The sequence below is a fragment of the Kribbella capetownensis genome (genome assembly GCF_004331485.1).
GTDB classification, from domain to species: Bacteria; Actinomycetota; Actinomycetes; order Propionibacteriales; family Kribbellaceae; genus Kribbella; species Kribbella capetownensis.
The window spans coordinates 1-21,462 of sequence record NZ_SJKD01000004.1 but is presented as its reverse complement, the minus strand read 5'-3'; the positions used below and the strand labels follow the sequence as shown (position 1 = coordinate 21,462).

The following is a 21,462-nucleotide window of genomic DNA, read 5'->3' as shown; positions in this document are numbered from 1 at the left end:
AGGTCTCCCGACGTACAGTCCTGGCAGGTATGGCCGCAGTCCCCGCGGCGTCCCTGCTCGACACCCGCTCCACGGCGGTGGCCGACGTACCAGAAGTGAAGCTCAGCTGGCTGGAGGGCAAGCCGACCACGGCTGCCGTCACGACCTGGGGTACGCCGTGGCCGAAGGGCGCCGTACCTGCAGACCAAACCTTCGCGCTCAAGGCCGCCGACGGCAGCGCCGTACCCGTGCAGAGCTGGCCGACGGCGTACTGGCCGGACGGCTCGCTCAAGTGGAGCGCGCACGCCATCGCAGTCGACGCACCGGCTGAGTCGTACACCCTAGGCCCCGGTACGGCGGCCGCACCGCCGCAACCGGTCACGGTCAAGAACGAGAAGACGTACGTCGATGTCGACACGGGGGTGATCAAGACCCGGATCCGCAAGAGCGGCCCGGAGCTGATCAGTCACATCTGGCGTGATGACGTGCTGATCGCGCGCAAGGGTCAGCTCGTCAACCTGAAGCAGGACAAGATCGCCGAGGACGAGGAAGGCGGCAGCGTCCGCGAACGCTACGAGAGCGACGTCACCCGCGTCACCGTCGAGCAGTCCGGCCCGGTCCGCGCGGTGGTCCGGATCGAGGGCCGGCACAAGTCGAAGAAGGGCAAGACCTGGCTGCCGTTCTCGGTCCGGTTGTACTTCGTGGCCGGTGCGGAGAACGTCCGGATGGTGCACACGTTCGTGTACGACCGCGACGGGCAGAAGGACTACATCGCCGGCCTCGGGGTGCGCTTCCGGGTGCCGATGCGCGACGCGGCGTACGACCGTCATATCCGATTCGTGGGTGAGGGCCATGGCATGGTCTCCGAAGCCGTGAAGGGGATCACCGGGTTGCGGCGTGACCCGGGTGCGACCGTGCGCGCGGCGCAGATCGCCGGGACCAAGCTGCCCGATCCGGCCACCTGGGACCAGCGCGTGACTACGCGGTTGAAGTGGATCCCCGAGTGGGGTGACTACACGCTGAGCCAGTTGAACGCCGACGGCTTCACGGTGAAGAAGCGGACCAAGAAGGGGTACGGCTGGGTCTCGGTCGACCAGGGTGGCCGCGCGTCGGGACTCGGGTACGTTGGTGGCGTGAGCGGCGGGTTCGCCTTCGGCCTGAGGGATTTCTGGCAGCGCCACCCCACGCAACTGGACATCCGGGGTGCGTACACCGAGGAGGCCGAGGTCACGGTGTGGCTGTGGTCGCCGGATGCCGGCGCGATGGACACGCGCTTCTACCACGACGGCATGGGCGAGGACACGTATCCGGAGCAGTTGGACGCTCTCGAGATCACCTACGAGGACTACGAGCCCAAGTTCGGTACGCCGTACGGGATCGCGCGGACGTCCGAGCTCACCTTCTGGGCGCTCGCGGCGACGCCGACGGCCGCCCGGCTCGGCGACCTGGCCGACCAGGTGCGGACTCCCCCGCAGCTGATCAACCCGGTGGACCAGCTCATCAGTACGCGCGTCTTCGGCGGGCTCGTCTCGCCGGTCGACCGGTCGGTGCCGGCGAGGAAGGCGATCGAGGACCACCTGGACTTCCTGTTCGACTTCTATCGCGGCCAGGTCGAGTCGCGGCACTGGTACGGGTTCTGGGACTACGGCGACATCATGCACACGTTCGACGAGGACCGGCTGGTCTGGCGGTACGACGTCGGCGGGTACGCATGGGACAACTCGGAACTGTCACCGGATCTGTGGCTCTGGTACTCGTTCCTGCGCTCCGGACGGGCCGACATCTTCCGGTTCGCCGAGGCGATGACCCGTCACACCGGCGAGGTCGACGTCTATCACCTCGGGCAGTGGGCCGGTCTGGGTACGCGGCACGGCGTACAGCACTGGGCTGACAGTGCAAAGCAACAGCGGATCAGTACGGCGATCTACCGGCGGTTCTACTACTACCTCACGGCCGACGAACGCACTGGCGATCTGCTGTCCGAGCTCGTGGACTCGGACCAGACGTTCCTGGTGCTGGATCCGCTGCGGAAGATCAGGACCGAGCCGTACGAGCCGGACCCGCACGCGCTCGCCATCGGTCTCGGCACGGACTGGAGTGGTCTGGCTGCCGCGTGGCTGACCGAGTGGGAGCGGCAGGGGCCGAAGGCAGACGTTGCCCACAGCAAGCTTCTCGGCACGATGGAAACGATCGGCGCGATGCCGAACGGCTTCGTCACCGGCGGCGGTCTGTACGACCTCGACACCGGGCGGTTCGCGCCCGTCACCGAGAAGACGGTGAGTGTGTCGCACCTCAGCGCGATGTTCGGCCAGGTGGAGATCTGCGCCGAGATCCTCGACCTGGTGGAGATGCCGGCGTTCGAGGCGGCCTGGCTGCAGTACTGCCGCCTCTTCAACGCCACCCGCGAGGAGCAGACGGCGGAGTGCGGTGCGTACTTCGGCAACCTGATCCTCCGCCAGGGCCACTCCCGGCTCACCGCGTACGCCGCCGTACGCCTGGATCGGGACGACCTGGCCGCGCGGGCGTGGAAGGAGTTCTACACCGGCGACGGCTACGGCCCGAACCTCCCGTGGGCCTCCGAAGAGGTGAAGTCGACGCTCAACCCGACGCAGGCCGCCAAGTGGGTCTCCACCAACACCACGGCCCTCTACGGCCTGGCCGCCATCCAGACGCTCGCGCTGGTCGGCGACCAGATCGTCAACCCGTAAACAGTTGGAGGGCGCGGGATCCCCGCGCCCTCCAGTAGCTGTCAATCAGCCGACCTCGGCCATGATTTCGTCGGAGACGTCGAAGTTCGCGTAGACGTTCTGGACGTCGTCGCTGTCCTCGAGCGCGTCGATCAGGCGGAAGATCTTGCCGGCGCCATCGGCGTCCAGCTCGACCGTCATCGACGGGACGAACTGCACGTCGGCCGAGTCGTAGTCGATGCCGGCGTTCTGCAGCGCGGTCCGGGCCTGGACCAGGTCGGTGGCCTCGGTGACGACCTCCCAGGACTCGCCGAGGTCGTTCACCTCCTCGGCACCGGCCTCGAGCACGGCCTCCATCACGTCGTCCTCGGACAGCGACTTGCCGTCCTGGTCCTTGGCCACGACGATGACGCCCTTGCGATTGAACAGGTACGCGACCGAGTTCGGGTCGGCCAGCGAGCCGCCGTTGCGCGTCATCGCCGTACGGACATCCGCGGCCGCGCGGTTGCGGTTGTCGGTGAGGCACTCGACCAGCATCGCCACGCCGTTCGGGCCGTAGCCCTCGTACATGATCGTCTGGTACTCCGCGCCACCGGCCTCGGCACCGGAACCACGCTTGACCGCGCGGTCGATGTTGTCGTTCGGGACCGAGGACTTCTTCGCCTTCTGGATGGCGTCGTACAGGGTCGGGTTCCCGCCAGGGTCGCCGCCGCCCATCCGGGCGGCCACCTCGATGTTCTTGATCAGCTTCGCGAAGAGCTTGCCGCGCCTCGCGTCGATGACGGCTTTCTTGTGCTTCGTGGTGGCCCACTTGGAGTGGCCTGACATGGCGAACCCAACCCTTCTACTGCTGCTACCGACTCAGAGGCCGCGGACCAGCTCGGCGAAGTAGCCGTGCAGCCTGGCGTCCCCGGTCATCTCCGGATGGAACGACGTGGCCAGCAGCCGATCGTGGCGAACGGCGACGATCCTACCCGTGGCCGGGCCTGAGCTCACGGTCGAGAGTACCTCGACGTCCCGTCCGACCCGCTCCACCCACGGTGCCCGGATGAACACGGCGTGGTACGGCGTGCCGAACCCTGGGCCCAGACCCGGGAAGTCCAGGTCCGCCTCGAACGAGTCCACCTGCCGCCCGAACGCGTTGCGGCGTACCGTCACGTCGAGTCCGCCGAGGGTCTCCTGACCCTCGATCCCGCCGGTGATCTCGTTCGCCAGCATGATCATCCCGGCGCAGGTGCCGAAGACCGGCATCCCGTCGGCGATCCGCTTCTGCAGCGGCTCGAACAGCTCGAACGCCCGCGCCAGCTTGTCCATCGTGGTCGACTCGCCGCCCGGTAGCACGAGCGCGTCCACCTGCTCCAGCTCGGACGGACGCCGTACCGGCCGCGCCTCGACGCCCACGTCGGTCAGCATCGCCAGGTGCTCCCGCACATTCCCCTGCAATGCGAACACACCGATCACAGTCATAGCGTCAGCCTTCGCTTCCAGTCGAGTGTGACCTCGATGCGGCCTTCGTCGAACGTGGCGGGGAGGTCGTGTTCGTCCAGCAGGGCGAGTACGTCCTCCAGGAGCGGCTCACCGGGTGCGACGTTCGCGGTGTCCGGATGCCAGAGCTTGAGCTCGAGCATGCTGAAGTCGACCGCGTGCCAGACGTCGGTGTCGGTGAAGAACACCAGCCCCTTGGGATCCGAAGCTGCCTCGAGCGCCTGCCGGGCGGCGTGGTGGTCCGATGTGTACCGGACCACCACGAGTCCCCGCTTCTCGAGCTCGGAGAGTACGGCGTCCAGCCGGTCCGGATCCGTCTCCGCCGGCCACTCGGCGGACTCGGCGCTCAGATCCATCACGGCCTCGCCGATGAGCAGCGGCACCAGAGCAGCCGCGTCCATCGACGGTGCGTCCTCCTGGACCGCCTCCGTCAGCGCAGCCGTGATCGTCGCGTGGTCGGCGTACCCGGACCGCACCAGGACACGAGCGAGACCGCGCAGCTCCCGCGCGGTCCGCTCGTCCACTGACTGCAGGCTGTTGGTCACCAGCCGCGCTCGGCGAGCCGGTGCGGCTGCGGGATCTCGTCGACGTTGATGCCGACCATGGCCTCGCCCAGGCCGCGGGAGACCTTGGCGAGCACGTCCGGGTCGTCGTAGAAGGTGGTGGCCTTGACGATCGCCTCGGCGCGCTGGGCCGGGTTGCCGGACTTGAAGATGCCGGAGCCGACGAACACGCCCTCGGCGCCGAGCTGCATCATCATCGCGGCGTCGGCCGGGGTGGCGATCCCGCCGGCGGTGAACAGTACGACCGGCAGCTTGCCGAGCGCAGCGACCTCCTTGACCAGCTCGTACGGCGCCTGCAGCTCCTTGGCGGCGACGTACAGCTCGTCCTCGGGGAGGCCCTGCAGCTTGCGGAGCTCCTGGCGGATCTGGCGCATGTGGGTGGTCGCGTTGGACACGTCACCCGTGCCGGCCTCGCCCTTGGAGCGGATCATCGCCGCACCCTCGGTGATCCGGCGCAGCGCCTCGCCCAGGTTGGTCGCACCGCAGACGAACGGCACGGTGAACTGCCACTTGTCGATGTGGTTGGCGTAGTCGGCCGGGGTGAGCACCTCGGACTCGTCGATGTAGTCCACACCGAGGCTCTGCAGCACCTGCGCCTCGACGAAGTGACCGATCCGGGCCTTGGCCATCACCGGGATCGAGACAGCGTTGATGATGCTGTCGATCATGTCCGGGTCGCTCATCCGGGAGACGCCGCCCTGCGCGCGGATGTCAGCCGGGACCCGCTCCAGCGCCATCACCGCGACCGCGCCGGCGTCCTCGGCGATCTTGGCCTGCTCGGCGGTGACGACGTCCATGATCACGCCGCCCTTGAGCATCTCCGCCATGCCGCGCTTGACCTTCGCGGTGCCGGTCTGGGGGCCGGTCTGGGGGGTCTGGTTCTCGGTCACTACATCCTCCTGGTCGTGGGGCTCCCCTCCAGATTAGGGGGCAGCAGGCACCGATCCTCAGTCCACCTCGGATCAAGTGGACTGAGCCAGCGCAGCGCCCAGACGGGCCACCACCAGCCGGAGCGTGGCAGGCGGCGCGGTGAACGGAATGCGGATGTGACGCCGGTCCGTGCCCTCTGGTGTGAACAGGTCACCGGCGCCCAGCAGCAGTCCGTGCTCCCTCGCCGCCTCCAGCACCCGTCGTGCGCGTACTTCGGTCAGCTCGAGCCAGAGCGTCATACCTCCGGTCGGCGTGGGCCACGCCACACCGTCGAGCGCCTTGAGACCGGCCTCGAGCGCCATCAGGTTCGCCCTCAGCCGGGTACGGCGGCGGCCGATCACCTTGTCGAGCTTCTGGATGATCGCCTGGGCCAGGAGGTCGTCGAGCGCGCTCGGCGACGCCACACTGAGCTGTGCGGCCGTGTTGATGCGTCTGCGGAGCTGCTTGCCGGTCCGGACCCAGCCGACGCGCAGTCCGCCCCACACCGTCTTCGAGAGCGAGCCGACACTCACAGTGCGCGGGTAGCGACTCAGTGGCTCGGCCTGCTCCCCGCTGGCCAGCCAGAGCGGTCGCATGGTCTCGTCGCTGATCAGCGCAGCACCGTACCTGCGGGCTATCTCGATGATCGTCGTACGGCGATCTGCCGGGATGCTCAGGCCGGTGGGGTTGTGGTTGTCGGCCTGGAGGTAGATGACCTTGGGGCGGTGCCGTCGGCAGAGGTGGGCGAGCTGGTCGGTGTCCCAGACACCTGCCGGCCAGCCGGCCACGTCGAGGTGGTGCTTGCGCAGCAGGTCGAAGGCAGCGGGGTACGTCGGTGTCTCGGTGATTGCTACGCCTGGTCCGAGATCCAGACCGGCCAGTGCGGCGTTCAGTCCGGCTGCTGCGCCGACGGTCAGCGTGAGCTGGTCTGGCTCGGTCGGCACGCCCTCGATCGTGAGGCGCTCTGCCAAGGCTTGGCGCAGTTCCAATGAGCCGCCCGGTGGCGGACCGTCGCCGCCCATGGCGTGCGGTAGTGCGTTCGCGACTACTTGGGCTGCCACTTCCGCCACGTCGTGCGGCGCCGCTGTGGTTGCGAACCGGAGGTCGAGGACCGGCTCGTCGCCCGCCGTGACTGTGGAGGCCGGCGCGATCGGGTCCAGCAGGCGGTCCAGTGGTCTCACATGGGTGCCGGAGCCTCGTTTGGTCTCCAGTACGCCGTCTGTGCGCAGGTGGTCCAGCGCCCGTACGACGGTCACCCGGCTCACGCCGAGCCGGTCGGCCAGCACGCGTTCCGAGGGGAGGCGTGAGCCGATGGACAGGTCGCCGCGCTCGATCCGGCGCAGTACCAGCGCCTCGACCTGCTCGGTCTTCGTCCCGTCCGCCGGGTCGAGATCCATCTTCCGCCACATAAGTCCAGTCTGACACCACTGGCCTGATGGGCGTCGCTCCGTCCGCTGGCTGGCGGGTTGTTCCACCGCTGACGGCTGACATCCCGCCAGCAACACGACAACCCGCTATCGGGATGGTCTGGTCGGTGGTGGGTGTCGGTGGGGGGTGTGAGGATTGGGAGGTGGACGAACGGTGGGCGATTGCGCCGGAGGAGGGTGGCGGGGCGGTGCTCGTCGCCTTGCATCCGGACGGGCAGCCTGCTGGTCCGGTGCTGCACGAGCCGTCGCTGGCGGGCGCGGTCGGTTCGCGTCCGCAGGTGTCCCGGTGGGTGTGGCGGTCCTCGGCCGAGATCTATCCACGGTTGCTGGCCGGCGGCGTACGGGTGGAGCGCTGCTACGACATCGAGAACAGCGAAGGGTTGTTGCTTGGGCATGCGGGCCGGTTGGGTGAGCCGCGCTCGGCGGCTGCGGCTTGGGGGCGGTTGAGCGGTGGGCCGGTCCCACCGGACCCGCCGCTGCGGGCCGTCGTACCGGGTGAGCAGTCGTCCTTGTTCGAGATCCAGGAGGAGCCGGTTGCGTTCGAGGCGCTGCTTCGGGTGTACGCCGATCAGCTCCGGCGGCACGGGGAGGCGGAGTACCCGGATCGGATGCGGTTGCTCACGGCATCGGAATCGTCGGGGATGCTGGTCGCCGCGGAGATGGATCGGGCCGGCTTGCCGTGGAGCTCGGACGCCCATCGCGCCGTGCTGTCCGAGCTGCTGGGTGAGCGGTTCGGCGGGACCGGAGAGCCGCGGCGGCTGACCGAGCTGGCGGACCAGGTGTCGGAGGCGTTCGGGCGGCGGGTGCGGCCGGATCTGCCCGCGGATGTGCTGAAGGCGTTCAAGCAGGCCGGGTACCAGCTGAAGTCGACCCGGCGGTGGGAGCTGGAGACGATCGATCATCCGGCGGTCGAGCCGCTGGTCGAGTACAAGAAGCTCTATCGGATCTACACGGCGAACGGATGGTCCTGGCTGCAGGACTGGGTGCATGACGGTCGGTTCCGGCCTGGGTTCGTGCCTGGAGGGACGGTCTCCGGGCGCTGGATCACCAACGGCGGTGGTGGTCTGCAGATCCCCAAGGTGATTCGTCGCGCGGTCGTCGCCGACCCCGGCTGGAGCCTCGTGGTCGCGGACGCGTCCCAACTGGAGCCGCGCATCCTGGCGGCGATCTCTCGCGACCCGGCCTTGATGGAGGTCTCGAGTGATCCCGGTGATCTCTACAAGGCCGTGTCGGACCAGGCGTTCTCGGGTGACCGCGCGAAGGCGAAGCTCGCCGTACTCGGCGCGATCTACGGCCAGACGTCCGGCGACGGCCTGAAGAACCTGGCCATGCTGCGCCGACGCTTCCCGTTGGCCGTCGCGTACGTCGACGACGCCGCACGCGCCGGCGAGGAAGGCCGCCTCGTCCGCACCTGGCTCGGCCGCACTTGCCCACCTACCGGCGCACAGCTCGACGACGCGATGCTCGAAGGTCCACCCGCAGACGAGCCGCAAACCGACGCTCGCCACGCAAGAGCCCGCGGCCGCTTCACCCGCAACTTCGTCGTCCAAGGCAGCGCCGCCGACTGGGCTCTGCTGATGCTCGCCGCCCTCCGCCAATCCCTGGCGGATCTCAAAGCCGAGCTCGTCTTCTTCCAGCACGACGAGGTCATAGTCCACTGCCCCACCGAAGAGGCCCCAGTCGTGGTCGAAGCCATCCAAGCCGCCAGCAACCTAGCCGGCACCCTCACCTTCGGCCCCACCCCGACCAACTTCGCCTTCACCACCACGACCACGAAAACCTACGCCGACGCCAAGTAATCCTCAGCCGTCGCGCCGCTCGAGAATGAGATCCACGGCCGAGTCGAGCTCCTGATCAGCCGTCAAGTGCAGGTGCGCCCGCATCACCACCCCATTCACCGACGAAGAAGTACTCGACCTGACGCTGGGCGTGCGCGTCCGACAACCCGACTCCCTCAGTCATGGACACCAGCTTGTGCACGCACCGCACCAACGTGTGCAGGCTCCGGCGCAACAGCAGGTCAGCCCCTTCGATCACCACCGCCACCGGCGTCTCGTCACGCGCCGTCAGCAGGTCCCACAACCGATCGCCGAACGCAGCCCAACTCCCCGCCCCAAGCGACGAGAACCCCAACCGCACACTCAACTCCACCAGCAGCCCGTCCTTCACATCCCCACCCTCAGGTGCCTCCGCCCGCACCACCCAGAACCCGAGCTGCCCCAACCCCCGCAGAGTCGCGTCCAGCTCCCTCGCCTCCACCAGATACGGCGCCGTCGTCAACCAAGGCATCCGAGCCTCAACATCCACCCACTCCACCCACACGCTCGACCTACCAACTCCCATGCGCGCCTCCTGCCGACCACGTCCCACCATCGCTCACGCTCGGGAGTCACGCAGGTAGGCGGTCCGGTAGGGACTATCTCGCTAACGGTGTTTCCGGCGGTGTTCATCAATAGGTTTCGGCTGCCGGGAATCGGTCGCCGAAGGTGATCGCGAACGCGTTGAGTGCTGGTTTCCAGCGCGTCGCCCATCGTGCCCGGCCGGTGCCGGTGGGGTCCAGCGAGCGGGTCACGAGGTAGAGGCATTTCAGCGCGGCCTGTTCGGTCGGGAAGTGGCCGCGGGCCCTGATCGCGCGCCGGTAGCGGGCGTTCAGGGACTCGATCGCGTTCGTGGAGCACAGGACCCGGCGGATCTCGACGTCGTAGTCCAGGAACGGGATGAACTCGTTCCAGGCGTTGTCCCACAGCCTGATCACCGCCGGGTAGCGCTGCCCCCACTTGCCGGCCAGGTCGTCGAACGCGGACCGGGCGGCGCCGGCGTTGACGGCGGTGTAGATCGGCTTGAGATCGCGGGACAGCTCGGGCCAGTGCTTGCGGGAGGTGAGTCGGAAGGTGTTGCGGATCAGGTGGATGATGCAGGTCTGCACGATCGCCGGCGGCCACACGTTCGCCACCACCTCGGGCAGGCCCTTCAGCCCGTCACAGACGACGAAGAACACGTCTCGCACGCCGCGGTTGCGCAGGTCGGTGAGCACGGCCATCCAGAACTTCGCGCCCTCACCACTGCCCGCAGTACCGGCCCACAACCCCAAAACGTCTCGCTCACCGGCCAGCGTCACGCCGATCGCGGCGTAGTACGGGCGGTTCGCGACCTGCCCGTCGCGGACCTTGACCACGATCGCGTCGATGAACACCGCCGCGTAGACCTCGTCCAATGGTCGCGTGGCCCAGTCGGTCATCTCCTCGATCACCTTGTCGGTGATCCGGCTGATCGTCTCCCGGCTGACCGAGGCACCGTAGATCTCGGCGAAGTGCGCCGCGATCTCGCCGGTGGTCAGTCCCTTGGCATACAGCGACAGCACCACCTCGTCGACACCGGACAACCGGCGTTGGCGCTTCTTCACGATCTGCGGGGTGAACGTGCCGGCCCGATCCCGCGGTACCTCGAGCTCGACCGGGCCGGAGTTCTCGGTCAGGACGGTCTTGGACCGCGACCCGTTACGCACGTTGCCCGACACCGGGGTCCCGTGCCGCTCATGGCCCAGGTGCTCGGTCATCTCCTCGTTCAACGCGGTCTCGAGCACCGCCTTGTTCAGCTGCTTGAGCAGCCCGTCCGGCCCGGTCAGCGACAGCCCCTGCTCCTTGGCCAGCCGCACCATCTCAGCCGCAGCCCGCTGCTCCGCCGACTCCTTGCCCTGCTTCCTCTTGCCTGCCACATCCGGCAGTGTCGCGGTCATAGCCGCACCTTTCCCGCCAACCACCACAGTCGGCGCGTCGGGCCGGAAACACCGTTAGACGGACAGTCCCGTCCGGTAAGCCGTAGCGGGTGAAGTTGGTGGTTTCGTAGGCGGTTATTTCGGCTATGCGGGATTGTTCGACGCGGAAGATGTCCAGGCCGAAGGGGGTGTAGGTGGGGGCGTTGGGGGGCTTGAGGTAGGCGGCGAGGGTGGGCTGGCGGTTGACGGTGGTGGGGAGGAAGCGCCAGTGGCCGCGGTACGTCGGGTCGAGGTTGGGGGCCAGGGAGCGGTGGGCTGCGGTGAGGCCTTCGAACCAGAAGGGGTACGGCGGCATGGTGATGCGGACGTCCTCGTGCATCAGCGCGACCAGGGCGTCGGGATCACCGGCTTCCCAGGCGGCGACGTACTTGCGAAGAAGGGTTCGTTCGTCGGCGGATGAGGGGGTGGCGGACCACTCGGAGCGGTGTGGGGGTAGATGGTCGCGGAGGACCGGGCGGGCGCGTTGGAGGGCTGAGTTGACGGCCGCGACGGTCAGGTCGGTGGCGTCGGCGGTCTCGCGAGCCGGCCAGCCGAGGACGTCGCGGAAGATGAGTACGGCGCGTTGCCGCGGTGGCAACTGCTGGATCGCCACCAAGAACGCCAGCTCGATCGTCTCCCGGCGTACCACCTGAGCATCCGGCTCCTCGGCGCGATCGAGCAGTACGTCGGGGAACGGTTGCAGCCACGGCAGATCGTCGCGCGGCGGAAGTGCGGTCGCCGGGAACGACGCCGGTTCGAGCTGATACGGGAGGACTCGCTGCGGACGCCGTACGTCGTCGATGCAGGCGTTGGTCGCGATCCGGTAGAGCCACGCACGCAACGATGAGCGGCCCTCGAAGTCGTCGCGTCGGCGCCACGCCCGCAGGAACGTCTCCTGGACCAGGTCCTCGGCGTCGTCGTACGAGCCGAGCATCCGGTAGCAGTGCACCCGCAGCTCATGCCGGTACCTCTCGAGGTCCTCGAAGTCGGTGCTCACCTGCCGTCCTCCAACTCGATCGTGGCCGGCATCGGCGCGTGCCCGGCCAGCCGGAACCAGCTGACCAGCCGCCGCCGACGCAGCTCGCGCGTCGACACCACGATGTCGTTGTGGAAGCGGCGTGCCAACTGGACCCGCCGCATCGCCAGGTTCAGCTCAGCGGTCCACGGCTCCACATCGGTGCCGGTGGCATGGATCGCGCGGGTCAGCGCCGACTCCCGCTGCTCGCGCTCCTCCGGCGACGCGGTCCGGGCGCGATGCGCCGCGTCGAGCAGCAGCAGGGACGACGCGGGGTCGAGCATCCCACTGCCGCCCAACTCACCGACCAGCGCGGAACGCCGGGCGAGCTCCGTGTCCAGTGACGCCCGGGCGAGCTCGACCCGGTGGTGCAGGCGATCGAGCCGCCCGGCCGTCCAGCTCGCGTAGGCGCCGAACAGCAGCAGCACCACACCGATCGCGAGCAGCGCCCAGGACACCTTCACGAATCTATTCGATCACCCCTTACGGAGCGCTGACGGACGAGGCGAATCCGGTCATCGCCACCCCCGCCGCCACTAGCGTCGGGACCATGGCTGATATCGGTGTGATCGGCGGTTCCGGCTTCTACTCGTTCCTGTCCGACGCGAAACCTGTCGTGGTCGACACCCCGTTCGGCGCGCCCAGTGAGCCGCCGGTCGTGGGCGATCTCGACGGTCGCGAGGTGGCGTTCATCCCCCGGCACGGCGCGGACCACCGCTTCCCACCGCACCGCGTCAACTATCGCGCCAACCTGTGGGCGCTCCGGTCGCTCGGCGTCCGCCAGGTCCTCGGACCGTGCGCGGTCGGCTCGCTGAAACCTGAGCTCACGCCCGGCACCTTCGTCGTCCCCGACCAGTACGTCGACCGCACCTGGGGACGAGCGCACACGGTGTACGACGAGTCGCCGGTGGTCCACACGTCGGCCGCTGACCCGTACTGCCCGGTCGGCCGATCCACGGTGATTGCTACCGGCAAGGTCGTACCGGAAGGGACGATGGTGGTGATCAACGGTCCGCGGTTCTCGACGCGTGCGGAGTCTCGTTGGCATGCCGCACAGGGCTGGTCGGTCGTCGGTATGACCGGTGCGCCCGAGGCGTCCATCGCGCGGGAACTCGCGCTCTGCTACACCTCGATCGCCGTCGTCACCGACCACGATGCCGGTGTGGAGACCGGCGGCGGCGTCACGCAGGCCGAGGTCTTCCAGGCGTTCGAGCACAGCATCGAGCGGCTGCGGAGTCTCGTCACCGACGTGATCAGTCAGCTGCCGAAGACGGACGCCGACTGCAGCTGCCGGCATGTGCTCGACGGTACGGCGGCGGAGGACGTCTGGTGAGAGTCCTACTGACCGGCGGCGCCGGCTTCATCGGCCGGCACGTCCACACCCAACTCGTTGCCGAGGGCCATGAGGTCGTCGTCCTCGACTCCTTCCGCCCCGACGTCCACGCACACAAGCCCGCGCCGCGACCCGGGCTGATCGTCGGCGACGTCCGCGACGCCGAGGTCGCCCAGAGTGCGCTCCACGGCATCGACACCGTCGTCCACCTGGCCGCGAAAGTCGGACTCGGCGTCGACCTCGACGATCTGGACGACTACGTCTCCAGCAACAGCCTCGGTACGGCGGTCCTCCTCCGCGGACTCGCGCACGCGAAGATCCGGCGCCTCGTCTACGCGAGCTCGATGGTCGTGTACGGCGAGGGCCGCTACGACTGCGACGTACACGGCCAGGTCGCGCCAGGCCCACGCCGGACCGAGGACCTCGACGCCGGCCGCTTCGAACCACCCTGCCCGCGATGCGGCGCTCAACTCCGGCCCGGTCTTGTCGAGGAGGACGCCGTACTCGATCCGCGGAACGCGTACGCCGCCAGCAAGCTCAACGGGGAACACCTTGCTACCTCCTGGGCGCGCGAGACCGAGGGGCACGTGAGCGCTCTCCGGTTTCACAACGTCTACGGCCCCGGCATGCCGCGGAACACGCCGTACGCCGGGGTCGCGGCGATCTTCCGGTCCGCGTTGGAGCGGGGCGAGGCGCCGACGGTCTTCGAGGACGGTCGGCAACGCCGTGACTTCATCCACGTCCACGACATCGCCACCGCCGTGAGCGCCGCCGCGGGAGCGCTGTCCGAGCGATTCACCGCCTACAACGTCGGTAGCGGCACGATCCACACGATCGGAGACGTCGCCGCCGAACTCGCCCGCGCCTACAACGGCCCGACCCCGGTCACCACCGGGCAATACCGCCTCGGCGACGTCCGCCACATCACCGCGAACTCCGATCGCCTCCGCGACCACCTCGGCTGGAAGCCGACCTACGACCTAGCCACCGGCCTGGCCGACCTCCTCCGATCCCCAGACCCAGCCCCGGCCTGAGCCGGAGGTGAAGAAGAGCCGAGCGATGGCGCGCACAGCTGAACCGAAGGAACCCAGCTCCGCGGTGAGCTGGGCGGGCTCAGCTCGGCGTTGAGCTGGAGAGCGTCAGTTGTTGGCGGAGACCGGGGGTAGGTCTATTTGGAAGGCGCAGCCGCCGGCGACGTTGGTGACGCCGATGGTGCCGTCGTGGGATTCGACGACGCCACGGGCGATCGCCAGGCCCAGGCCGCCGCCGCTCGAGCCGGCTGCGTTGGCGGGCGTGCGTTGCTCGTCGCCGCGCCAGCCGACGTCGAAGACGCGGTCCAGATCGTCGGTGGGAATCCCGCCACACGCGTCGGTTACCGCGAGGCGGACGCGGCCATCGGCCTCGCGGTCGACTGTCAGCGTGACCGTCCCGCCGGATTCGGTGTGACGGATCGCGTTGCCGACCAGGTTTGTCACCGCTCGGGTCAGCTCATCCGGATCGCCTTGCACGGCGAGTCGATCGTCACCACCCGGCGTCGAGAGCGCTAGCCGTACGCCGAACGCCCGTGCGTGCTCCCCGTTCTCCCCCGCCACATCCTCCGCGAGCTCGCGCAGACTGACTGCGGACCGCCGCCGCGGCAACGGCGCCGCGGACAACCGCGACAGCTCGAACAAGTCGTCCACCAGCCCGGTCATCCGATCGACCGTTGATCGCATCTGCCGCAGCGCCCCTGGTACGTCGTCGACCACGCCGTCCTCGAGTCCCTCCGACACGGCCCGCAACCCGGCGAGCGGCGTACGAAGATCGTGCGACATGAACGCGACCAGCTCCCGCCGGCTGGACTCGAGTGCACGCTCACGCTCGTTGGACGCGGCGAGCTTGCGCCGCGTCAGCTCCAGCTCCTCCGTGAGCGCCGCCAACTCTGCGGGGACCGCGCCGCTGCGCACCTCCGACGGCTCGTACGACGTGCCCAGATGGCGCAACCGCCGGCCGACCTCGCGTGAACCGGTGCTGATCCATTGACCCAGGAGCACCGACATCCCGAGCCCGAGCAGGGCCGCGAACGCCAGCGTCCACAGCACCACCCACGAGTCGTGCTCGGAGATGAACATCGCCCGCACGCTCTGCATGACCGCGGCGAGCGCGGCCGCCATCGGTGCAAGCGCCGCCACGATCATCGTGATGCGCAGCGAACGACGCCGGAACTGCCACAGGATCGCGCCACCGATCGCCGCGACCACCAGCGTCCACAGCGTGGTGAGCGCGAGGATCGTGACCATGTCTCGATTCATTCGGCATCACCGACGAACCGGTAGCCCGTCCGCGGCACGGTCAGCACCAGCCGCGGATCGGACGGATCCGCTTCGATCTTCTCCCGCAACCGGCGTACGTGGACCGTGACCGTCGAGGAATCGCCGAAGTCCCAGCCCCAGACCCGCCGGAGTAACTCGGCCTTCGTGTACGCCTTGCCCGCGTGCGACACCAGGAACGCCAGCAGATCGAATTCGCGGTGCGTCAGCGACAGCTCGTTGCCGTCCAGAGAGGCGAGCCGGGCAGCGGTATCGATCGTGACCGGTCCCGCGCTCAGCTTCGTCGGGGTCAGATCGAGGCCGGCCAGCCGTTCCTCGCGGCGCAGCATCGCCTGCACCCGCAGCGTGAGCTCGCGCGGGCTGAACGGCTTGACCACGTAGTCGTCCGCGCCGACCTCGAGGCCGACCAGGCGGTCCTCCTCCTCGCCCCGGGCGGACAGCATGATTACCGCGGCCCCGTCGTCGGCCGCGCGCATCCGGCGCAGCACCTCCAGCCCGGACAGTCCGGGCAGCATCACGTCCAGGACGACGACCGACGGCTTCCACTGCTGCCAGACCTCGACCGCCGCGATACCGTCCGGAACCACCCGGGCGTCGTACCCGGCCTTGGTCAGGTACGCCGAGACGACGTTGGACACGGTCGGGTCGTCGTCGACCACGAGTACACGAGTAGCCACGATCAGAGCCTAGATGTTCCGGGGACGGGCCGAGCCCGGTGCTCCCTGGGTGACACCGGACGTAAGCGAGCCGTAGTCAGGTCCGGCGCCCGACGGCAGGCGATTGTCCCTACGGTCGAAGAGTGTCAGTCGATCTCATCCTGCCGTGCCTGAACGAGGCGGCGGCGCTGCCCTGGATCCTCGAACGGCTGCCCGTGGGCGTCCGGGCCGTTGTCGTCGACAACGGTTCCACCGACGGGTCGCCCGAGATCGCCGCGCGCTTCGGCGCGTCGGTGGTCCGGTGCGAGGTTCGCGGGTACGGCGCCGCGTGTCATGCCGGTCTCGAAGCGGCCGAGGCGGAGGTGGTGGCGTTCATGGACGCGGACGCATCGCTCGATCCGCTGCAGCTGGACCGGGTGACAGCACCGGTCCTCGCGGGCGCGGTCGATCTGATGGTGGGACGCCGTAGGGCGCTCACCCGGCGTTCTTGGCCGTGGCACCTGCGGCTGGCGAATGCCGAGCTGTCCCGGCGGATCAGACGCCGTACCGGAGTTGCGTTGCACGACCTCGGACCGATGCGGGCCGCGCGCCGGTCCGCGTTGCTGGGTCTGGATCTGCGTGACCGGCGGTCCGGCTATCCGCTGGAGACCGTGGTCCGTGCCGCGGAGGCCGGCTGGCGGATCGCCGAGGTTGATGTGGACTACCTGCCTCGATCCGGGCGTTCCAAGGTCACCGGTACGCCGCTCGGCGCTGCCCGGGCCGTGCTCGACATGTCGAAGGTGCTGGCCGGATGAACCGCGGCACTCTGATCGTCATCGCGAAGGAACCGGTGGCGGGCCGGGTCAAGACACGGCTGCAGACCGAGTTCACCGCGCACGAGGCCGCGGCGCTGGCGCGGGCGTCGCTGGTCGACACCCTCAACACGGTCCGGTCGGCGCGCGCATCCCGCCGTGTCCTTGCGCTCGACGGCGATCCAGGGCCTTGGCTCCCGGAGGGTTTCGAGGTGATCGGACAGCGCGGCGACGGGCTCGACGAGCGGTTGGCCGCGGCCTTCGAGGACGCCTTCGACGGTACGCCGATGGTGCTTGTCGGGATGGATACGCCGCAGCTCACGGCTGATCTGCTGAGTGTTCGGTGGTCCGGGTACGACGCGGTGCTCGGGCTGACTGAGGACGGCGGCTACTGGTGCCTTGGATTGCGCAAGCCGGATCCTCGCGCGCTGATCGGCGTACCGATGTCGACGGATCACACCGGGCGGGATCAGCTCCGGCGGCTGCAGGATCTCGGGCTGCGGGTGCTGATGCTGCCGACGTTGCGAGACATGGACACGCCTCGGGACGCGTCGGTGATCGCGGCGGCGCATCCGTCGTTGCGGATGTCGCGGTTGTACCGGCGGTTGCAGCACGCGGCACATCCGGGGTTGCTGTTCGAGCAGGCGTTGGGCGGTACGACGAGGGTGGTTGCTACCGGCATCGATGGGCGGACTGTGCCCTCGTTGTCGGAGCTGGATCGGTGGCGGTCTCCGGCGGATGAGGTGGATCGGCTGGCGCTGAGCCGGTGCGAGGGGCCGGTGCTGGACGTCGGGTGTGGGCCTGGGCGGATCGTGACTGCACTGGCGGAGCGTGGGATCCCTGCGCTTGGGGTGGACATCTCGCCGCGGGCGGTTTCGCTGACGACGTCGCGTGGTGCGGCTGCGCTGCGGCGGCCGGTGCAGGAGCGGCTTCCGGGTGAGGGGCGTTGGGGCAGCGTTCTGTTGATGGACGGGAACATCGGCATCGGCGGGGACCCGGCCGACCTGCTGCGGCGCTGTGCCGAATTGGTCCGGCCGGACGGGCTGGTCCTGGTCGAGGTCGATCCCGACGACGATCTGGACGAGACTGCTCCGATCGTCCTGCGCAGTTCCACCGGGCGACGGTCGACTCCGTTGCCGTGGGCAAGGGTAGGAACCCGCGCCCTCCTTCGCCACGCCCACGCCGTACGCCTCCACCCGACCGAAGACTGGCGCGCCGGCCACCGAGCCTTCCTGACCCTCCGCCCCACCGCCTGATGCCTGGACGGGTGAGTTCGGGGATGGCCCTGGTTGCTGGGGGTGTGGCGGTGGGCGTTGCTTCGGTGGTGATTCTCGCAGCGAACAAGCAGTGGTGGCCCAATCTCCTGTTGGTGGTGGGGAGTTTGGTGGTTGCGGGGGTGGTGTGGCGGTTCGGCCGGCGGCTGGGAGTGGTGGCGGTTGTGGTGGTTGCTGGGGTTTGTCAGGTGCCTGGCTTGATGCACGCGCCGATCACCAGCACGGATGCTTATCGGTACGTGTGGGACGGGCGGGTGCAGTTGTCGGGGAGCTCGCCGTACTCGCATGTGCCGTTGGACGACGCGTTGGCGCAGCTGAGGGACCCGGTGCTGTTTCCAGGGTTGTCACCCGCAGAGAGATCGGGAGTGACCGGTCCCCCGCGCCTCCCGAAGGATCCGGCGGCACTCGCCGCCTTGTCCACCGACGATCCCAGGACGCGGATCAATCGGCCCCGGGTTCCGACCATCTACCCGCCTGTCGCGCAGGCGTACGTCACCGTGGTCGCCTTCGTCACCCCGTGGTCCGCAGGCACCCTAGGGCTCCAACTCGCCGCCGCGTTGCTCGCGATCGCGCTCACCTGGCTACTCGCGGTAGGCGGCCGCGATCCGCGCTGGGCCGCGTTGTGGGGTTGGTCACCGATCGTCGCCCTCGAAGCCGGCAACGCCGCGCACATCGACGTCCTCGCCGCAGTCCTGATCACAGCGGCGGTGATGACCTCCGCCCGCCGCCCGAAACTCGCCGGCCTGATACTCGGCGCCGCCGCCAGCGTCAAGCTCCTGCCGTTGCTACTCCTCCCAGCCTTCCGCAAACGCTCCGGCCTCGTTGCCGTCAGCACCTTTGCCGCGTCGTACATCCCACACCTGATTGCCGCAGGCCCCTTGGTCCTGGGTTTCCTCCCCGGCTACCTCACCCAGGAAGGGTTCTCCGACGGCAGCTCCCGATCCGCGATTCTCGCGCTCCTGCTGCCTCCTGAGGCCCGTCAACTCGCCGCGGCCGCCCTCGCGATCGGCCTCGCCGCCCTGGCCTTCCACCGCGCCCGCCACGAGCCGATCGCGATCACCTGCTGCTGGCTGTACGGCGCCGCCCTCCTCGTCGCCACCCCGACGTACCCCTGGTACGGCCTCCCGCTGATCGCCCTCGCGGCCCTGGCCCGCCGCCCCGAATGGCTCGCCGTACCACTGGCGTCGTACCTGGCCTACGGGAGCTTCGGGCACGAGACCCGGCAGAGCCTGATCTACGTCGCCGCCGCTGTCATCGTCGCCACCGGACTAACGCTGCGTCACAGATCCGTTACACCAAAGCGGTTTGACGCGATCGCGGCCACCACCAACACTGATCGGCGTGACGAAACGCATCGCCCTCGCAACCTCGGCGGATCACGCTGAGCTGCACGCGCATGACCTCCCCCTCGTCGACGCCCTCCGTACCGCCGGCCTCGACCCGGTCCCCGAGGTCTGGACCGACCCGTCGGTCGACTGGTCGGCGTACGACGGGATCCTGCTCCGCTCGGTGTGGGACTACCACCTGCGGTACGACGAGTTCACCGAATGGCTCGCGCTCGTCGACAAGGGCGGCGTACCGGTCTTCAACGACAGTGGTCTGGTCCGCTGGAATGGCGACAAGCGCTACCTGCTGGAACTGCGCGAACGCGGCGTCGCGATCGTGCCGTCGCAAATCGCGGCCGGTGCCTGCCTGCGCGAGGTCGTCGCCGGGCTCGACGGCCGGGAGATCGTGATCAAGCCGACCGTGAGCGCGACCGCCCGCCACACCGTCCGCGGCGTGGCCGGCTCCCCCGAGCTCACCCGGGCGATCGACGAACTCCCCGACATCGTGTACCTGGTCCAGCCGTTCCTGCCCGAGATCCAGACCAACGGCGAGTGGTCGCTGATGTTCATCGACGGCGAGTTCACCCACGCCGTCGTGAAGCGCCCGGCGGCCGGCGACTACCGCGTCCAGGAGGAGTACGGCGGCCACGCGACGGTCACCGAGCCGTCGCCGGCCATCCTCGAGAGCGCCCAAGCGGCTCTGCAAGCGGCCGGTCCCACGCCGGTCTATGCCCGCATCGACGGCGTCGTCGTCAACGGCCGCTTCCTCCTGATGGAGCTCGAGCTGATCGAGCCCTACCTCTACCTCCCCCAGTCCCCCGGGGCGACCCACAAACTCGCCGCCACCGTCGCCGCCCGCCTGTAGAAAACCAGGGCGGATAAGGTCGGGAGCATGCCGACGCTCGATGACATCCGCCTGGCCGCGCAGCAGCTGCAGGGCCGCATCCACCGCACGCCGATGGTCACCTCGACAGCGCTCAACCAGCGCTTCGGCGCAGACCTGGTGCTGAAGGCCGAGCTGTTCCAGAAGACGGGCAGCTTCAAGGTCCGCGGCCTGCTCACCAAGCTGCTGCGGTTGAGCCCCGAAGAGCGCGAGCGCGGCGTCATCACGGTCTCGGCCGGCAACGCGGCCGGCGCGCTCGCCTGGGCCGCCCGGGACGCCGGCGTACCGGCCACCGTGGTGATGGCGACCACCGCCGTACAGGCCAAGGTCGACGCGGCCCGCGGGTACGGCGCCACGGTCGAACTCGTCGAGGGCGACCTGATGGGTCAGTACGAGCGGATCCGGGACGAGCGGAAGCTCACCGGCGTACACCCGTTCGACGACGAGGACGTGATCACCGGTCACGGCAGCCTCGGCCTCGAACTCCTCGAGGACCGCCCGGATCTCGACACCGTCCTGGTCCCGGTGGGCGGCGGCGGCCTGATCTCCGGCGTCGCGCTCGCGGTCAAGCTGGTCAGGCCGGAGATCCGCGTGATCGGCATCGAGCCCGAGCAGGCGGACGTCGTCAGCCGCAGCCTCGCGGCCGGCGAACCGCAGAAGCTCCCGACCGCACGCTCGATCGCCGACGGCCTCGCCGCGCCGGTCTGCGGCACACGCAACTTCCCGCTGATCCAGCAGTACGTCGACGAGGTCGTCCGCGTCAGCGAGGACGCACTGCTCGAGGCGACGCGGCTCGTCATGTCGCGGACCAAGCTCGCGCTGGAGCCCGCGGCCGCAGCGCCGTTCGCCGCGATGATCGAGGGCAGCATCCAGCCGGCCGGGGTCACCGCCAGCGTGGTCAGCGGCGGCAACCTCGACGTAGCGAAGCTGATGCTCTAGGTGTACCCGGCCAGGGGGTTGGTTGCGGTTGGGGTCACTGGGTCGATGTAGCGCGTCTGGTGGGGAGGCGCACGATATCCCGGGTGATGGTGGTGTGGACGTGCAGCACTCATCAACGTTTCTGTCGGGCGAC

General features: G+C 68.9%; 20 protein-coding genes. 9 read left to right on the top strand and 11 right to left on the bottom strand.

What is annotated here, in order from left to right; all coding sequences use genetic code 11:
* Positions 1-29: 29 nt before the first annotated feature.
* Positions 30-2,687, top strand: coding sequence for an exo-rhamnogalacturonan lyase family protein (locus E0H75_RS18435; RefSeq protein WP_238163119.1), 2,658 nt, complete (start codon positions 30-32; stop codon positions 2,685-2,687).
* Between the two features lie 45 nt (positions 2,688-2,732).
* On the opposite strand, the gene E0H75_RS18430 is transcribed toward E0H75_RS18435, so the two are convergent.
* The 5 genes from E0H75_RS18430 to E0H75_RS18410 all read right to left on the bottom strand — a co-directional run bounded on the left by E0H75_RS18430 (position 2,733) and on the right by E0H75_RS18410 (position 7,032).
* Positions 2,733-3,494, bottom strand: coding sequence for a YebC/PmpR family DNA-binding transcriptional regulator (locus tag E0H75_RS18430; RefSeq protein ID WP_131514817.1), 762 nt, complete (start codon positions 3,492-3,494; stop codon positions 2,733-2,735).
* Positions 3,495-3,527: 33 nt separating this feature from the next.
* A complete protein-coding gene (gene pdxT, locus E0H75_RS18425; RefSeq protein ID WP_131514816.1) occupies positions 3,528-4,133 on the bottom strand; it encodes a pyridoxal 5'-phosphate synthase glutaminase subunit PdxT in 606 nt (201 codons plus the stop codon).
* Positions 4,130-4,675, bottom strand: coding sequence for a DUF6891 domain-containing protein (locus E0H75_RS18420; protein WP_238163118.1), 546 nt, complete (start codon positions 4,673-4,675; stop codon positions 4,130-4,132). Before E0H75_RS18420 ends, pdxT begins: the two co-directional genes overlap by 4 nt.
* Before the next feature lie 17 nt (positions 4,676-4,692).
* A complete protein-coding gene (gene pdxS / locus E0H75_RS18415; protein ID WP_131514815.1) occupies positions 4,693-5,604 on the bottom strand; it encodes a pyridoxal 5'-phosphate synthase lyase subunit PdxS in 912 nt (303 codons plus the stop codon).
* A gap of 72 nt (positions 5,605-5,676) precedes the next feature.
* A complete protein-coding gene (locus E0H75_RS18410) occupies positions 5,677-7,032 on the bottom strand; it encodes an aminotransferase-like domain-containing protein (protein ID WP_131514814.1) in 1,356 nt (451 codons plus the stop codon).
* Between the two features lie 161 nt (positions 7,033-7,193).
* On the opposite strand from E0H75_RS18410, the gene E0H75_RS18405 reads away from it, so the two are divergent.
* A complete protein-coding gene (locus E0H75_RS18405; protein ID WP_131514813.1) occupies positions 7,194-8,849 on the top strand; it encodes a bifunctional 3'-5' exonuclease/DNA polymerase in 1,656 nt (551 codons plus the stop codon).
* A gap of 55 nt (positions 8,850-8,904) precedes the next feature.
* On the opposite strand, the gene E0H75_RS18400 is transcribed toward E0H75_RS18405, so the two are convergent.
* The 4 genes from E0H75_RS18400 to E0H75_RS18385 form a co-directional block, all read right to left on the bottom strand.
* Entirely contained in the window at positions 8,905-9,357 is a 453-nt protein-coding gene (locus E0H75_RS18400) for a hypothetical protein (protein ID WP_165553842.1), read from the bottom strand.
* A gap of 142 nt (positions 9,358-9,499) precedes the next feature.
* Positions 9,500-10,786, bottom strand: coding sequence for an IS256 family transposase (locus E0H75_RS18395; protein WP_131514811.1), 1,287 nt, complete (start codon positions 10,784-10,786; stop codon positions 9,500-9,502).
* Positions 10,710-11,801 (bottom strand): RNA polymerase subunit sigma-70, encoded by a 1,092-nt coding sequence (locus E0H75_RS18390; protein WP_131514810.1) that lies wholly within the window; start codon positions 11,799-11,801, stop codon positions 10,710-10,712. Before E0H75_RS18390 ends, E0H75_RS18395 begins: the two co-directional genes overlap by 77 nt.
* Positions 11,798-12,283, bottom strand: a complete 486-nt coding sequence (locus E0H75_RS18385; RefSeq protein WP_202873043.1) for a hypothetical protein — start codon at positions 12,281-12,283, stop codon at positions 11,798-11,800. The genes E0H75_RS18390 and E0H75_RS18385 overlap by 4 nt, the downstream gene beginning before the upstream one ends.
* Positions 12,284-12,369: 86 nt before the next feature.
* Here E0H75_RS18385 and E0H75_RS18380 point away from each other — a divergent pair, with 86 nt between their 5' ends.
* Positions 12,370-13,152 carry an S-methyl-5'-thioadenosine phosphorylase gene (locus E0H75_RS18380; protein WP_131514809.1) on the top strand — a complete coding sequence of 261 codons (783 nt, stop codon included), beginning with the start codon at positions 12,370-12,372 and terminating at the stop codon, positions 13,150-13,152.
* Positions 13,149-14,186 (top strand): NAD-dependent epimerase/dehydratase family protein, encoded by a 1,038-nt coding sequence (locus E0H75_RS18375; protein WP_131514808.1) that lies wholly within the window; start codon positions 13,149-13,151, stop codon positions 14,184-14,186. The genes E0H75_RS18380 and E0H75_RS18375 overlap by 4 nt, the downstream gene beginning before the upstream one ends.
* A gap of 105 nt (positions 14,187-14,291) precedes the next feature.
* Here E0H75_RS18375 and E0H75_RS18370 read toward each other — a convergent pair whose 3' ends face one another.
* Entirely contained in the window at positions 14,292-15,443 is a 1,152-nt protein-coding gene (locus E0H75_RS18370) for a sensor histidine kinase (RefSeq protein ID WP_131514807.1), read from the bottom strand.
* Entirely contained in the window at positions 15,440-16,138 is a 699-nt protein-coding gene (locus tag E0H75_RS18365; protein ID WP_131514806.1) for a response regulator transcription factor, read from the bottom strand. The genes E0H75_RS18370 and E0H75_RS18365 overlap by 4 nt, the downstream gene beginning before the upstream one ends.
* A 122-nt stretch (positions 16,139-16,260) precedes the next feature.
* Here E0H75_RS18365 and E0H75_RS18360 point away from each other — a divergent pair, with 122 nt between their 5' ends.
* The 5 genes from E0H75_RS18360 to E0H75_RS18340 are packed head-to-tail and all read left to right on the top strand — an operon-like array spanning position 16,261 to position 21,329.
* Positions 16,261-16,911, top strand: a complete 651-nt coding sequence (locus tag E0H75_RS18360) for a glycosyltransferase family 2 protein (RefSeq protein ID WP_131514805.1) — start codon at positions 16,261-16,263, stop codon at positions 16,909-16,911.
* Positions 16,908-18,164 (top strand): DUF2064 domain-containing protein, encoded by a 1,257-nt coding sequence (locus tag E0H75_RS43600; protein ID WP_131514804.1) that lies wholly within the window; start codon positions 16,908-16,910, stop codon positions 18,162-18,164. Before E0H75_RS18360 ends, E0H75_RS43600 begins: the two co-directional genes overlap by 4 nt.
* A 50-nt stretch (positions 18,165-18,214) precedes the next feature.
* Entirely contained in the window at positions 18,215-19,567 is a 1,353-nt protein-coding gene (locus E0H75_RS18350) for an MptA/MptB family glycosyltransferase (RefSeq protein ID WP_165553840.1), read from the top strand.
* Entirely contained in the window at positions 19,524-20,372 is an 849-nt protein-coding gene (locus E0H75_RS18345) for an ATP-grasp domain-containing protein (RefSeq protein ID WP_131514802.1), read from the top strand. The genes E0H75_RS18350 and E0H75_RS18345 overlap by 44 nt, the downstream gene beginning before the upstream one ends.
* Before the next feature lie 27 nt (positions 20,373-20,399).
* A complete protein-coding gene (locus E0H75_RS18340) occupies positions 20,400-21,329 on the top strand; it encodes a threonine ammonia-lyase (RefSeq protein ID WP_131514801.1) in 930 nt (309 codons plus the stop codon).
* Positions 21,330-21,462 lie beyond the last annotated feature (133 nt).